General features: G+C 71.3%; 9 protein-coding genes. 5 read left to right on the top strand and 4 right to left on the bottom strand.

What is annotated here, in order from left to right; genetic code table 11:
* Positions 1-29: 29 nt before the first annotated feature.
* Positions 30-1,880: a translational GTPase TypA gene (gene typA, locus BMW85_RS07055; RefSeq protein ID WP_091078348.1), complete on the bottom strand. Its 1,851-nt coding sequence runs from the start codon at positions 1,878-1,880 to the stop codon at positions 30-32.
* Positions 1,881-2,069: 189 nt separating this feature from the next.
* Between typA and BMW85_RS07050 the strand changes: the two genes are divergently transcribed.
* Genes BMW85_RS07050 through BMW85_RS07030 form a run of 4 tightly spaced genes read left to right on the top strand, consistent with a single transcriptional unit; the run spans position 2,070 to position 7,340 of the window.
* Entirely contained in the window at positions 2,070-2,813 is a 744-nt protein-coding gene (locus tag BMW85_RS07050; RefSeq protein ID WP_177240527.1) for an AMP-binding protein, read from the top strand.
* Between the two features lie 54 nt (positions 2,814-2,867).
* Positions 2,868-6,083, top strand: coding sequence for a LuxR C-terminal-related transcriptional regulator (locus BMW85_RS51820; protein WP_143082121.1), 3,216 nt, complete (start codon positions 2,868-2,870; stop codon positions 6,081-6,083).
* Positions 6,084-6,139: 56 nt separating this feature from the next.
* A complete protein-coding gene (locus tag BMW85_RS07035; RefSeq protein ID WP_177240526.1) occupies positions 6,140-6,559 on the top strand; it encodes an AMP-binding protein in 420 nt (139 codons plus the stop codon).
* A gap of 10 nt (positions 6,560-6,569) precedes the next feature.
* Positions 6,570-7,340 (top strand): alpha/beta hydrolase, encoded by a 771-nt coding sequence (locus BMW85_RS07030; protein WP_245774666.1) that lies wholly within the window; start codon positions 6,570-6,572, stop codon positions 7,338-7,340.
* A gap of 221 nt (positions 7,341-7,561) precedes the next feature.
* Here the strand turns inward: BMW85_RS07030 and BMW85_RS07025 are convergent, their stop codons facing one another.
* Together BMW85_RS07025 and BMW85_RS07020 are read right to left on the bottom strand one after the other, a co-directional pair.
* Entirely contained in the window at positions 7,562-8,995 is a 1,434-nt protein-coding gene (locus tag BMW85_RS07025; RefSeq protein WP_091078339.1) for an aldehyde dehydrogenase, read from the bottom strand.
* Between the two features lie 155 nt (positions 8,996-9,150).
* Entirely contained in the window at positions 9,151-12,171 is a 3,021-nt protein-coding gene (locus tag BMW85_RS07020) for a M14 family metallopeptidase (protein WP_245774665.1), read from the bottom strand.
* Between the two features lie 203 nt (positions 12,172-12,374).
* On the opposite strand from BMW85_RS07020, the gene BMW85_RS07015 reads away from it, so the two are divergent.
* Positions 12,375-13,271, top strand: a complete 897-nt coding sequence (locus tag BMW85_RS07015) for a coiled-coil domain-containing protein (protein ID WP_091078335.1) — start codon at positions 12,375-12,377, stop codon at positions 13,269-13,271.
* On the opposite strand, the gene BMW85_RS07010 is transcribed toward BMW85_RS07015, so the two are convergent.
* Positions 13,253-14,569, bottom strand: coding sequence for a GH1 family beta-glucosidase (locus BMW85_RS07010; RefSeq protein ID WP_091078333.1), 1,317 nt, complete (start codon positions 14,567-14,569; stop codon positions 13,253-13,255). The two genes, BMW85_RS07015 and BMW85_RS07010, sit on opposite strands and share 19 nt — an antisense overlap.
* Positions 14,570-14,635 lie beyond the last annotated feature (66 nt).

The following is a 14,635-nucleotide window of genomic DNA, read 5'->3' as shown; positions in this document are numbered from 1 at the left end:
TGAGCGGGGTGAGGCGCCGCGGGCGGGCGTCAGGCGCGCTTGGCGCGGGCGGTGGCGCGGGCGCGGGAGGCGGCGTCGAGCACGACCTTGCGGATGCGCACGGCCTCGGGAGTGATCTCCACGCACTCGTCCTCGCGGATGAACTCGAGAGCCTGCTCCAGCGACAGCACGCGCGGCGGGATCACCTTCTCGGTCTCCTCCGAGGTGGAGGAGCGCATGTTGGTGAGCTTCTTCTCCTTGGTGATGTTGACGTCCATGTCGTCGGAGCGGGAGTTCTCCCCGATGATCATGCCTTCGTAGACGTCGGTGCCGGGGGAGACGAACAGCGCGCCGCGCTCCTGCAGGTTGAGCATCGCGAACGCGGTCACCGGGCCGGAACGGTCGGCCACCAGCGAACCGCTCGCGCGCGTGCGCAGCTCGCCGAACCACGGCTCGTACGAGTCGAACACGTGGTGCACCAGGCCGGTGCCGCGGGTCTCGGTGAGGAACTCGGTGCGGAAGCCGATCAGGCCGCGCGCCGGCACCACGAACTCCATCCGGATCCAGCCGGTGCCGTGGTTGGTCATGTGCTCCATGCGGCCCTTGCGCACCGCCAGGAGCTGGGTGACCGCGCCGAGGTAGTCCTCGGGGCAGTCGACCGTCAGCCGCTCGACCGGCTCGTGCACCTTGCCGTCGATCTCCTTGGTGACCACCTGCGGCTTGCCGACGGTCAGCTCGTAGCCCTCGCGGCGCATCTGCTCGACCAGGATGGCCAGCGCCAGCTCGCCGCGGCCCTGCACCTCCCAGGCGTCGGGCCGGTCGGTCGGCAGCACGCGCAGCGAGACGTTGCCGACGAGCTCTTTGTCCAGGCGGTCCTTCACCATGCGGGCGGTGACCTTGGTGCCCTTGGCCTTGCCGACCAGCGGCGAGGTGTTGGTGCCGATCGTCATCGAGATGGCCGGCTCGTCCACCGTGATCAGCGGCAGCGGGCGCGGGTCCTCGGGGTCGGCCAGCGTCTCGCCGATCATGATGTCGGGGATGCCGGCGATGGCGATGATGTCGCCGGGGCCCGCCTCCTCGGCCGGCTTGCGCTCCAGCGCCTCCGTCATCATCAGCTCGGTGATCTTGACGCGCTGGATCGAGCCGTCGGTGCGGCACCAGGCCACCTGCTGACCCTTGCGGATCTGGCCCTGGTGGACGCGGCAGAGCGCGATACGGCCGAGGTAGGAGGAGGCGTCGAGGTTGGTGACGTGCGCCTGCAGCGGGGCGCTCGGGTCGTAGGTGGGCGCGGGGATCGTCGACTTGATGATGTCGAACAGCGGCTCCAGGTCCTCGGAGTCGGGCATGCTGCCGTCGTCCGGACGGTTCATGGAGGCCCGGCCGGCCTTGCCCGAGGCGTAGACGATCGGGAAGTCGATCTGCTCCTCGGTGGCGTCGAGATCCATGAACAGCTCGTAGACCTCGTCCACGACCTCCCTGATGCGGGCGTCGGGACGGTCGACCTTGTTGATGCAGAGGATGACCGGCATCTTCGCGCTCAGCGCCTTGCGCAGCACGAAGCGGGTCTGCGGCAGCGGCCCCTCCGAGGCGTCGACCAGCAGCACCACGCCGTCGACCATCGACAGGCCGCGCTCGACCTCGCCGCCGAAGTCGGCGTGACCGGGGGTGTCGATGATGTTGATGGTCATCCCGCCGTGCTGCACGGCGGTGTTCTTCGCGAGAATGGTGATGCCCTTCTCGCGCTCCAGGTCGTTGGAGTCCATGACGCGGTCGTCGACGTCCTGGTTGGCGCGAAAGGCCCCGGACTGCCAGAGCATCGCGTCGACGAGCGTGGTCTTGCCATGGTCGACATGCGCGATGATCGCGATGTTCCGCAGGTCGTCGCGGCTGTTCAGAGGCATGATGAATTCTCGCTCTTTGTCGATGGGGGCGGCCGCGCGAACTCGCGACCAAACAATTCTAGTTGATTCCCTTCGGTGGCCACGCGCGGACGCAGGACGCTCCGCCACCCGCCCGTGGGCCGCACCTACATAACCGGCTGCACATTTGTACGCATGGCAAGCGCGGGCCCGCTCCCTAGATTGGCGGGCATGACGTGGACAGAGCTGGTGACGGCGTCGGCGCCGACCAAGGGCGACGATCCGGCGGTGAGCGACGTCAGGACCGGCGAGGTGCTGTCGTACGCGGCGTTCGTACGGCGGGTGACGCGGGCCGCGGCCGGGCTGCGCCACCACGGCCTGCGGACCGGCGACCACGTGCTCGTCGACGTGCCCCTCGGGGCCGCGCTGCCGGTCGCCGTCCACGCCGTGGCCTGGGCCGGCGGCGTCACCGTGCTCGGCAACACGGGCAAGGCCCGCATGATGATCACCCAGCGCCTGCTCGACCCGTCCGCCGTACAGGTCGAGCAGATCTTCTCCTTCCAGCGCGAGCCGGGCACCCGGCCGTTCGGCGACCTGCTGACCGCCGGGGCCGTCGAGTTCGGGCCGCTCGCCGGGCCGGCCGTCGCGTTCGACGGAGGGCGCGTGTTCGACCACCTGCAGCTCGCGGGCGACCTGCGGCGGCTGGCCACCCGGCTCCTCATCGACAAGGACGACGTCGTCGTCAGCGCGGTCAGCGAGCCCTTCCGCGGCCTGCGCGTCATCGACCTGGCCATGATGGCGGGGGCCCACGTCGTCGTCGCCCACGACCCCAGCTTCGTCGGGTGCCGCGTGCTCGCCAAGGAAAGGCGGGCCACGGTGGTCGTGGCGCCGTACGAGCTGGCCAGGCGGCTGCTCGGCGATCCGCTCCTGCGGGTCGTCGACGAACGGGCGATCGTGAGCTCACTCGGCTTGTGAAAGTGCGACACTACTGTGGGAGAGTGTGATCCTTCCGCGACACAGGGTGACCGCATGCCAGAGCCCCCCAGGCACAACCTTCCGGCAGAGCCCAACCGGTTCGTCGGCCGTGAGCGCGACCTCGACGACCTGCGCGGGCTGTTCGGGCGGACGCGGGTCGTCACCCTGTGCGGGGTGGGCGGCATCGGCAAGACGCGGCTGGCGCTGCGGGTCGCGGCGGGGTTGACGGGCTCGTACCCGGACGGTGTCTGGCTGGTCGAGCTGGCCCGGCTCGGGCGCGGCGAGCTGGTCGTCCCCGAGATCGCCCGCGTGCTGGGAGTGCGCGCCGAGACCGGCCGGCCGCTGCTCGACACCGTCACGGCGCGGCTGCGCGACCTGCGTTGCCTGCTGCTGCTCGACAACTGCGAACACCTGGTGGACGCCTGTGCCGAGGTGACGGCGGGGCTGGTGGCCGCCTGCCCGCGGCTGAGCGTGCTCGCCACCAGCCGGGAGCCGTTGCGGATCGCGGGCGAGCTGATCTGGCGCGTCCCCCCGCTCGACCTTCCCGACGCTGATGTAGAACTCGAGTCCGGCCCGTCCCCTGTCCTGGGCCCTGCCGCCGTCCCCGCCGCCGCCCTGCCCCTTCCCACACGCGAACTCGGCCCCGCCGGTACGGGCGACCGAGGCCAGGCACCACCAGGCAAGGCGCCCCCAGGGGGAGCCGGTGCTGCCGCCGTCGGCGACGGCGGGAGGTTAGGAGGGGGAGGGCCGGTCGGCGGAGGGCCGGGCGAGGCGGCTGGTGGTGGCGAGACCGCGAGCGACGCGGAGCGGGGTGTCGGCGGCGGGACACGGAGCGGCGCGGGGAACCCCGGCGAAGAGGTGCTGGGCACCGGCGGGAGCGCGGCGCGCGGAGTGGCGGGCGCTGGCAGTGGGGTTGCGGGCGGGGTGGTGGGCGCTGGTGGTGACGCGGCTGGCGGGGCGCTCGTGGCCGGTGGGGGCGTGGCTCGTGAGGTGTCGGGCGCTGATGGTGGTGTGGCGGGCGGAGTGGTCGGCGCTGGCGGTGGTGCGGCGGGCCGGGTCGTGGGCGCTGGCGGGGACGCGGCAGGCGGGGCGCTGGGGGCCGGTGGCGGTACGCCGTGCGGGGCGGTGGGGGCTGGCGATGGCGCTGCGGGGTGTCGGGTGGTGGGGGCCGGTGCGGGTGCCGTCGGCGAGGCACTGGGCGCTGACAGGGGCTTGGTGCTCAGGGCGGTGGGCGCTGGCGGTGGTGTGGCGGGTGAGGTGGGCGACGAGAAGGGTGTGGGCGGTCAGGTGGATGTGGGTCGTGAAGGCGGTGGTGAGGGGGGTGATGAAGGGTGGGGGAGGTGGGGTGGGGTGGTTGAGGTGGAGTCGGTGCAGTTGTTTCTTGATCGGGCGGCGGCCGTGGGGACGCGGCTGGGGCCGGAGAGCATTGCCGATGTCGTACGCCTGTGCCGGGCGCTGGATGGGCTTCCGCTGGCACTGGAGCTGGCGGCGGCTCGTACGAGCCTGCTCAGCCCTGGTCAGATAGCTGACCGCATTGACGACCGTTTTTCCCTGCTCACCACGGGGGGACGCGCCGCCCCTGCCCGGCAGCGGACACTGCTTGCGGCGGTCGAGTGGAGTTACGACCTCCTCTCCTACAAGGAGCAGGTGGTGTTGCGGCGGTTGGCGGTGTTCGCGGGTGGGTTCGATCTCGGGCTGGCCGAGCGGGTGTGTGCGGGGCGGCCCGTCGCCGAGGCGGAGATCGTCAATCTGCTCGGCAGCCTGGTCGACAAGTCGCTCGTGTTGTGTGACGAGAGCCGCACCCGCTACCGGCTGCTGGAGACCATCAAGCGTTACGCGCTGGAGCGGCTGCGTCAGGCGGGTGAGCGGGAGTTGCTGCGCGCGCGGCACCTCGGCGTGATGTGCGAGCTGCAGGAGCGCCTCTTCGCCACCGAGATGGTGGACCGCGGCGTGCCGTGGCCGGAACGGCTGCGGGCGCTGACCGTGAGCCGGAACCTGCTGGACGACCAGCGGGCGGCGCTCGACTGGGCCGTCGAGTCCGGTGACGTGGGGCTGGGCCTGCGGTTGTGCACCGTCAGTACGGCCCTGCTGCCGCTGGGCGGCAACCCCGCGGAGATCGTCGACTGGATCGAGCGGCTGCTGTCGCTTGACGTGTCGGCGGTGCCGCCGGAGCAGGTCGCCCACGCCAAGGCTTATCTCGCCTACGGTCTGGAGGCGCGTGACGAGCTGAGCCGGTCGCTGGAGGCGGCCGAGGAGAGCCTGGCAGGACTCGCGCCGGACGACGTGTTCCCGCGCTGCGTCATGCACAGTCTCGTCGTCGTGGTGCTGCTGCGCATGGGCCGCGCCGACGAGGCGGTACGTCATGCCGAGGAAGGGCTGTCCGTGGCCACCCGTACGGGCGATCCGTGGAACCAGGCGGCGGGGCTGGCCGGGCTGTCGGCGGTGGCCCTGACGCGTGGCAGGCTGCGGGAGGCGCAGCGGCACGGCGAGGAGGCCCTGGTCCGCGCCCGCGAGCACGGCCACCGGTGGATCATGGCCCGTGCCGCCGCCCAGCTCGGCGCGGTCGCCGAGGCCCGCGGCGATCTGGTGACGGCCAAGGCCAGGTACGAGATGGCCGTCCCCTGGCTGCGCGAGCTGGGCGCCGACGGCGACCTGGCCCGTTGCCTGGCCCACGGCGGACGGGTGGCGGCGATGCTGGGGGAGTTCGCCGTCGCGCGGCGGCGGCTGGCCGCGAGCCTCGCGCTGAGCAGGGAGACCGGCCAGCGCCAGGGCGTGGCCCGCTGCCTGATGGGGCTGTCGGTGCTGGCGGAGTGCGAGGGCGACCTGGAGGGCGCGCTGCCGGCCGCCGCCGCGGCCGCGGCGCTGCGCGAATCCATCGGCCAGCAGCACGCCACGCTCCGCATCGAGGAGCTGCTGGGCCGGGCGCGCGGCCGGCTCGGCGAGGGCCGTACGGCGGCTCTGTGGTCGCGGGGCCGGGTCATGGGCCCCGACGACGCCGCCCGCCGGGTCCTGGAGGGCGAGCGGCAGCCGCGGCGGGAGCCGCCGGTGCCGGTCGAGCCGGTACGCCGCCCGCTGCTCACCGCCCGCGAGCGGGAGATCGCCGGCCTGCTCACTCGTGGCCTGTCCAACCGGGCGATCGCCGGGGAGCTGGTCATCAGCCCCGCCACGGTGGCCCGGCATATCGCCAACATCATGGAGAAGCTTGGCTATACCTCCCGGGCGCAGATCGCGGTGTGGGCGGCCGAGCAGGCGTCGGGCCCTTCTGCATAGGGATTTGCATATTCCGCCCCATGTACGCACGAGACGCCCTCCCTACGGTGGTCGGCATGGATGAGCGCTACGTGATCGTGGACGCGGACACCGGGTTGAAGCTCACGGAGGAGCAGCTCGACGAGCGGTCGGCCGTCGCGATCGTCCAGCTCCGCCGCCGTGGCGTGCGGACCGGCGACACCGTGCTCATCTGCCTGCCCGTGGGGCCCGACCTGCTGGTGGCGACGGACGCGGTGATCGCCGCGGGCGGCGTGGCCTACCCGGTGCCCGCCGACCTTCCGGCCGCCACGCTGAGGGAGCGCGTACGGGCCAGCCGCGCCCGCGTGTTGATCTCCGACGTGCCGCACGCCGTACGGGCGGCCGAGGAGTCGTGGGTGCGGATCGTGCTGGGCGTGGCCGACCTGGGCGCGCCGCGCAGGGGCGACACGCCGGGGGACGGGGACGCCGGTCGTGGTCAGGGCGCGGGCCGCGCCTAAGCTCGAATCCATGCCTTTCGCGCCGAGCTTCCCCGTCATGCTCAGGACCGAGGACGGCGTCCGCATCGACGCCGCCCACACCCCGCCCCGCCCCGCCGGCGTCGCGGACGGGAACGGGGTCGGGATCGTGGTGGCGCACGGCTTCACGGGCTCGTGGCGGGAGCGGAGCGCCCGCCGCATCGTGCACGTGCTGAGCGGCTACGGCGGCGTGCTCGCCTTCGACTTCCGCGGCCATGGGCGCTCCGGCGGCGAGACCACCGTGGGCGACGTGGAGATCCTGGACGTCGAGGCGGCCGTCCGGCACGCGCGGACGATCGGCTACGAGAAGGTGGCGGTGGTCGGCTTCTCGATGGGCGCGGCGGTGGCCGTACGCCATGCCGGGCTGCTCAGGGGTGTGGACGCGGTGGTGGCGGTGAGCGGCCCGGCCCGCTGGTACTACCGGGGCACCAGGCCGATGCGCCAGGTCCACTGGGCGATCGAGCAGCCGGTGGGCCGGTTCGCGGCGCGGGTGGTCAAGCGCACCAGGATCCGTCGCGGGCCGTGGGACCCGGTGCCGCTGCCGCCGTACGAGGCCGCCGCGCTCATCGCGCCGGTGCCGCTGCTGGTCGTGCACGGGGACGCCGACACGTTCTTCCCGCTGGAGCACGCGCACCAGATCTACGCCGGGGCGCGCGAGCCGAAGGAGCTCTGGATCGAGCCGGGGTACGGGCACGCGGAGGCCGCGGCGACCCCCGATCTCGTCCGCCGGATCGGCAAATGGATCTCTTCGAACTTTTCGTGAGTAATACACGTCGTACTGAGGCGTATGGAAGGAAACCGCTGGGAGAAAGTCCCTGGGGATGAAATCCGGCCACGGGCTGGACATGGGACATACTTCAGTAGTCAGGCGGTTGCCCAGCGTCGCGGGGGCGCGCTGGGTGGCCTTCGGCACGGGAACGGCCCCGCACCCAAGGGGTGTGGGGCCGTTTCTCACGCGAGGGCTCGGCTTCTCACGGAAGGGGCTCAGCCCAGGCGGGCGATGCTCTTGTACTCCAGGTAGCCGGACAGGCCCTCGGGGCCGAGCTCGCGGCCGATGCCGCTGGACTTGTAGCCGCCGAAGGGCGTGTTCGCGCCGAGCATGTAGCAGTTGACGCCGTAGGTGCCGGTGCGGACCTGGCGGGCGATGTCCATGCCGTGCTCGGTGTCGGCGGTCCACACCGTGCCGGCCAGGCCGTAGTCGCTGTCGTTGGCGATGCGGACGGCGTCGGCCTCGTCCTCGTACGGGATCACCGCCAGGACCGGGCCGAAGATCTCCTCGCGGGCGATGCGCATGTCGTTGGTGACGCCGGAGAAGACGGTGGGGGCGACGTACCAGCCGCGGTCCTGGGGCCGGTCGAGGCCGCCGAGCACGACCTTGGCGCCCTCGTCCATGCCGATCCTGATGTAGCCCTCGACCCGCTCCTGCTGCCGCTTGGCGACCAGCGGGCCGATGCCGGTCGTGGGGTCGGCCGGGTCGCCGACCTGCTGGGCGGCGACCATGCCTGCGACGGCGTCCACGACCTCGTCGTAGCGGTTGCGCGAGGCGAGGATGCGGGTCTGCGCCACGCACGCCTGGCCGTTGTTCATGAGCGAGGCCAGGGACAGGAAGCCCATGCTGGAGGCGAGGTCGGCGTCGTCCAGGATGATGGCCGCGGACTTGCCGCCGAGCTCCAGGCTGACCCGCTTGAGCTGCTCGCCGCAGATGGAGGCGATGCGGCGGCCGGCGGCGGTGGAGCCGGTGAAGGCGACCTTGTCCACGCCGGGGTGCGAGACCAGGTGCTCGCCGACCTCGCGCCCGGCGGGCACGATGTTGAGCACGCCGGCCGGCACGCCGGCCTCGGCGACCCACTCGGCCAGCAGGTACGCGTCCAGCGGTGTCTCGGGAGCGGGCTTGAGCACGACCGTGCAGCCGGCCAGCAGGGCGGGCGCGAGCTTGGTCATGGTGACGAACTGGGGCACGTTCCAGGGCACGACGGCGGCCACGACGCCGACCGGCTCGCGGCGCACGGTGACCGGGCCGAACAGGCCGGGCCGCTGCTCCTCCTGCTCGAACGTCCTGCCGAGCTCGGCGTAGAAGTTGAGCATCTCCAGCGGCTGCGGCGCCTGCGCGAGGTTGGAGAAGGTGATCGGCGAGCCCATCTCCTCGGTGATGAGCTGGGCCATCTCGCTCTGCCGCTCGTTGTAGATCGCCGCCAGCCTGGCGATGACCTCGGCCCGCTCGGCGAACGTCATGCGCGGCCAGGGCCCGTGGTCGAACGCCTCGCGGGCGGCGGCGACGGCGCGGTCGACGTCCGCGGCGGTGCTGTCCGGCACCCGGCCGACGATCTCCTCGGTGTGGGGCGAGATGACGTCGATCGTGCCGGTGCCCGCGGGGGCCACCCATTCGCCCCCGATGAAAAGCGTGTCGTGCTGGCGCATGTCGAGAGCCTCCTGCTTGACCGAATACGTGATCAGTAACCGCTTGCTTACACGGCATGGTACGCGCGATGTATGCCTCAAAGGCGACCGAATCATGTTCTGCTCGTGCACGCAAGAGGGGCGCGGCCCGCGCCGCGCCCCTCCGCGATCCGCCGCTAGCGCCGCTCGCCGAGCAGGTGCCGCAAGGACCGCTTGACGAGGTCCGTACGGGCCGCCTGGTCGGTCACGCTCTCGACGCCGAACCCGAGGTAGACGGTGTCCTTGGTGACGATGCCGCCGCCCTCCTCGAAGACCTGGTCGGTACGGAACCAGTTGTTGATGGAGACCGAGGTGCCGGCCGGCGGCGCCCCGACGGCCCAGCCGCCGAGATCGCTCTCGAAGGAGGTCTCCGCGGCCGTCGCGCCGTCCAGCGTCACCTTGGCGTCGTCCAGGAAGACGCCCGCGCCCTGCGTGGCCCAGTCGCTGATGTAGGAGATGGACAGCTCGACCCGCTTGCCCGCGTACGGGGTCAGGTCGATCCGCCACTGCTGCCAGCCGGCCGAGTTGCCCGAGGCCGCGTGCCAGGCGCCCGAGGAGCCGGTCGGCTCACAGGCCGGGCCCTGGTAGCGCTGCGTGAACGGGTGGATCGTGCGCCAGCCGCCGCTGTTGGCGGTCTGGCAGCTGTCGCCGGTGCTCTGGCTGGTGTGCCCGTTGGCGTCGGGCAGCGTGGTCCAGTCGTCGCCGCCCGCCGTCCGCGCCTCCACGGTCAGGAAGTCCCAGTCGGCCTCGGTGTCGTACGACGTCCAGAACGTCAGCTCGCCGCTGCTCCTCCCGGTGAGGTCCACGGTCGTCGTCAGCCGCTTCCACGCCACGTCGGCGATGCCGCTGTAGACGTCCCAGGAGCCGGTGTGCGGGTCGAACGGGCCGCCGGGGCGTACCCACTTGACCTGGGCGGAACTGGCGAACAGCGGGAACTGCGCGGCCGGCAGGATCGCCGAGGTCGCCACGAACGAGTTGGTGTGACCCGGCTCCAGGCCGGCCTGGAAGCCCTCGAACGCGCCGCCCTGGCCCCGCAGCGGGAACGGCTGCCCGGTGTCGTGGTCGGTGCCGGCGTCGTCGAAGAAGACGTAGGCGCCGAGGTAGTACTGCTGGAAGTCGTTGAAGACGGGGATGCACGGCGGGTCGTTCGGGACCGTGCAGTCGGGCTGGCCGGCGTCCGGCTCGTAGTAGTAGGCGCCGTTGTTGTTGGCCGCGTACGACGGGTACTTTCCGGCGTGCAGCAGCTTGCCGCCCTCGTTGAGGTAGTCGCGCACGGCCAGCTCGGTCTGCACCCCGCCCTTGGACGTGGTGCCGGGGACCTGGCCCTGGGACCTCGGGATGACGTCGTCGCCGGTCTCCCAGACCACCGCCTTGTAGTGGCTGAGCACGCCGAGCGGATGCGGCGGCACCCGGCCCATCTTGTCCATGTCGTAGACGTCGGAGGTGTACCCGGCGGCCGTGAGCGCGTCCGTGTAGGCGGCGGCGTACTTGGCCTCGGTGGCGCCCTGGGCGGGGCTGAGCCCGGTGACGTCCTCGGCGGCGAGCACGAGCACCTTGCCGCCGATGTCGGAGGCGACGGTGTAGGTGAAGTCGGCGCTCTTCTTGCCGATCGCGCTGAACCACACCTTCACCCGGTCACCCGGCTTCGTCCCGGTGATCTTGCCGCGCATCCAGTGGTAGTAGCGGTCGTAGCCCTTGCCGTAGCGCTCGCCGCCCTTCCACTCGCCGGTGAGCGCGGTCTTCGTACGCCCGCCGTTGACCTGCCAGTTGAGCAGCACCGGCCCGAGCTTGCGCTTGGCGTTGACCTGCACGACCTGGTCCCTGCCGTAGCTGACCTGGAACGGGTCCATCACGAAGTCGGGGGTGGTGTTGCCCAGGTGGTTGACCGGCTCGACCGGGTTGACCGCGGAGTTCGCCACGTCGAGCGCGAACGGCAGGTTCTTCTCGAACTCCGCCTGCACCAGGGCCTCGTCGTCGGGGAAGACGAAGCCGCAGCCGTCGCAGCCCTCGTCGAGCTCCGGCGTCCAGGCCAGCGTGCCGTACGTGTAGTGCGCGTGGTCGGTGGTCTCGCCGTTGGTGGTGTAGAGCTCGGCGCCGAGGTCGGGGTCGAAGCCGGGGACGGCCGGATGCTCGTCGTCACCCGTGATCGCCTCGTAGATCGGGTTGTCGGCCGTGGGCGTGGCGATCTGGAAGCCGGCGGGGTAGAGCAGCAGCGGCCCGAAGGAGTGGTAGTTGAGCTGCATCTCGAACCCGACGCGCTTGAGCAGCCCGTCCAGCGCCCTGGTCTCCGGCTCGCTGGCCGGGCCGGAGCCGCGGTAGGTCTCGCTGCTCGGGATGCTGGAGGAGCCCTCCTCGTCGTAGTGGAAGTTCGTGGGGTAGTTGCGGTTGGGGTCGACGCCGTCGCCCACGGTGATCCGGCCGTCGCCGTTCACGTCGCGCAGGTTCTTGCGCCACAGGCGGTTGCCCTCGGTGAAGGTGAAGTCGTAGCCGTCGGGGTTGGCGACCGGGACGAACCACAGCTCGGTCCTGTTGAGCAGGTCGCGCAGCCGTCCCTTGTTGGCGAGGACGTACTTCAGCAGCCGCATGTCCACCTCGGTGGCGATCCACTCGCGGGCGTGCTGGGTGGCGGAGTAGAGCGTGGCCGGCTTGAGCCCGTCGGGCAGCAGCCTGGCTCCGGTGCTCACCTTGGCGGCGAGGATGTCCTGCCCCCGCAGGGTCTTGCCGATGGACTGGAGCTTGACTACGTCCTTGTTGGCATTGGCGAGCGCCTTGAGCTGGTCGGCGATGCCGCCGGGCTCCGAGTAGGACCGCCAGACGGTGTAGCCGCCGGACGCCTGTGACCTCGCGGCTTCGAGCTGGGTCTGGCCCTGCGGGTTGCGTACCGGCTCGGGCTTGTAGCCGAGCTTCCTGAGTCCGGCGAGTCCGGCCGCGGCGGCGGTCAGCTCGACGTGCTCCTTGCCCCCCTCGATCTGCTGCTGGACGACGTCGAAGCCCTTCTCCCTGAGCGTCTGCCCGGTGCCGGGCGCGCTGTCGAGCTCGTAGAGCTCGATGCGGTCCGAGGGCGGGAGCGGCGCCGCGGAGACCTGGGCCGGCAGGGCCACGACGGCCGTGGCCACGCCGAGCACGACGGCCGAGGCGAGGGTCGTTAATCGAGTCACGCTTGTTGCCCCCCTTGCGAGACGGATTCGACCGCCATCTCAGACCGTCGGAGCGTTCCCTACAAGGCCCAACTTTTTACGTCCTCCTTAAATCCGACAAATCGCCGGAACCTCGCTAAAGGTGCAGCAGTTCGGTCGTTCGGATGACAGATAACAAGATCATCTTCTATAGTTTCGGACCGACCATGAAGGAGGGGACGGATGTGAGAACCGGGCGCGTCGCCGTTCTGGTCGCCGTCCTCGCCGGCCTGCTCACCCTCTCCGGCGCGCCACCCGCCTCCGCCGATCCCAGCCCCGCCGAGCTGCGCAGGCTCACCAAGCAGGCGGCCCAGCTCAACGAGCTCTACCGTGGCCAGATCCAGAGTCTGGAGGAGATCAGGATCCAGGCCAAGAGGGCCACCGACACCAGCGGCGACCTCGAGGCGCAGCTCCGCGCCGCCCAGGCCGACGTGGGCCGGATCGCCCAGACCTCCTACATGCTGGGCCCGCTCGACTCCACCAAGCTCTTCGGCATGCGCGCCGAGCCCCACCAGATCCTGGGCCAGGCCGCCAACCTCTCCTACATGGCCGTCGAGCGCACCGAGAAGGTCAAGAGCATCCAGCGCCTGATCAAGAAGTCGAAAGAGGCGAAGCTCAACGCCAACGACAAGATCCAGAAGATGAAGAGGGAGATCAAGCGGCTGCAGAGCAAGCGCGACGAGATCCAGCGCCTGCTCAACAAATTCGGTTTCCAGCAGCCCGGCGGCGCCGACGGCCTGACCCCGCGCATGGTCGCGGTCCGCGCCGAGATCATGGCGAACTTCCCCATGAAGTACGGTGTCGGCTGCCTGCGCCCCGGCGACCCCGGAGAGCACGGCAAGGGCCGGGCCTGCGACTTCATGATGTCACGCGGCGGCACCATGGCCTCGGGCGCCGACGCGGCCAACGGCGACGCCCTGGCCGCCTGGCTGATCAGCAACGGCGCCCGCATCGGCGTCATGTACATCATCTGGAAGCAGCGCTACTACGACATCCGCTCAGGCGGCGGCTGGGACCCGATGTCCAACCGCGGCGGCGTCACGGCCAACCACTACGACCACGTTCACGTGTCGGTGTTCTGACTCCGCACCCACTCCGCATACCACCGGTAGGACGCCTTCGGGGTGCGTCGCTGCGTCGCGTAGTCCACGTGCACCAGGCCGAAACGCTGGTGGTAGCCCTCGGCCCACTCGAAGTTGTCCAGCAGCGACCAGACGAAGTAGCCGCGCACGTCCACGCCCTCGGCCATGGCCCGCCGCATCGCCGCTATGTGGTCGCGCAGGAAGGCGATGCGGCCCTCGTCCTCCACCGTGCCGTCCTCGGTGGGCACGTCCTCCTGCGAGCAGCCGTTCTCGGTGATGTGGATCGGCGGGAGCGCCGCGCCGTAGCGGTCCTTGAGCCCGGTGAGCAGCTCGCGCAGGCCGTCGGGGACGATCGGCCAGCCGAAGGCCGTCGTGGGGTGGCCCGGCAGGCCGGCGTCGGCGAAGGGCAGCCCGGCCCCTTCCTCCGGGGCGGCGATCCTGGTGGGGTTGTAGTAGTTGACGCCGAGCGCGTCGATCGGCGCGGCGATGACCTCCAGGTCGCCGTCCCGCACGCAGTCCATCCCCGGCGGGTACGCCGACAGGTCCGGATAAGCGCCCAGCAGCACCGGGTCGAGGAACAGCCGGTTGTGCAGGATGTCGTACGCCTCGGCCGCCCGCAGATCGGGCTCCTCCGTGGAGGCGGGCCGCACCGGGGTGCAGTTGTTGGTGATCGCCACCTCGCGCGCCCCGGCCGCGCGCAGCGCCCGCACCGCGAGGCCGTGCCCGAGCAGCTGGTGGTGGGCGGCCGGCAGGGCCCCGGTGAGCACCGCCCGGCCGGGGGCGTGCACGCCCATGGCGTAGCCGTAGGCCATGTGCACGAACGGCTCGTTCAGCGTGATCCACAGCGGCACCCGGTCGGCCAGGCGCCCGGCCACCACGGCGGCGTAGTCGGCGAAGCGCGCGGCGGTGTCGCGGCTCAGCCAGCCGCCGCGCTCCTCCAGCGCCTGCGGCAGGTCCCAGTGGAACAGCGTCGGCACCGGCTGGACGCCCTTCTCCAGCAGGGCGTCCACCAGCCGCTCGTAGAAGTCGAGGCCCTTCGCGTTCACCTCTCCCGCGCCGCTCGGCAGCACCCGGGGCCAGGAGACGGAGAAGCGGTAGGCGTTGACGCCGAGGCCGGCCATGAGGGCGACGTCCTCGGGCCAGCGGTGGTAGTGGTCGCAGGCCACGTCGCCGGTGTGGCCGTCGCGTACCCGGCCGGGCTCGTGGGTGAAGACGTCCCAGACGGACGGGCCGCGGCCGTCCTCGTCGGCGGCCCCCTCGATCTGGTAGGCGGCCGTGGCGGTGCCCCACAGGAACATGCGCGCTCCTCAGTTGATGCGAGTGTGGCTCATGTTAACTCCGTCACCATGGATTCCCTCTACCTG

The sequence above is a fragment of the Nonomuraea wenchangensis genome (assembly GCF_900111685.1).
In the GTDB taxonomy this organism is placed as follows: Bacteria; Actinomycetota; Actinomycetes; order Streptosporangiales; family Streptosporangiaceae; genus Nonomuraea; species Nonomuraea wenchangensis.
Note: the sequence above shows the minus strand (reverse complement) of the source record. Positions and strands in the feature narration are given on the sequence as shown.

Bases quoted from the DNA above. Each gene is read 5' to 3' on its own strand.
- BMW85_RS07010 (WP_091078333.1), bottom strand. From the start codon at position 14,569: ATGTTCCTGTGGGGCACCGCCACGGCCGCCTACCAGATCGAGGGGGCC.
- BMW85_RS07050 (WP_177240527.1), top strand. From the start codon at position 2,070: ATGACGTGGACAGAGCTGGTGACGGCGTCGGCGCCGACCAAGGGCGAC.
- BMW85_RS51820 (WP_143082121.1), top strand. From the start codon at position 2,868: ATGCCAGAGCCCCCCAGGCACAACCTTCCGGCAGAGCCCAACCGGTTC.
- BMW85_RS07025 (WP_091078339.1), bottom strand. From the start codon at position 8,995: ATGCGCCAGCACGACACGCTTTTCATCGGGGGCGAATGGGTGGCCCCC.
- BMW85_RS07030 (WP_245774666.1), top strand. From the start codon at position 6,570: ATGCCTTTCGCGCCGAGCTTCCCCGTCATGCTCAGGACCGAGGACGGC.
- typA (WP_091078348.1), bottom strand. From the start codon at position 1,880: ATGCCTCTGAACAGCCGCGACGACCTGCGGAACATCGCGATCATCGCG.
- BMW85_RS07035 (WP_177240526.1), top strand. From the start codon at position 6,140: ATGGATGAGCGCTACGTGATCGTGGACGCGGACACCGGGTTGAAGCTC.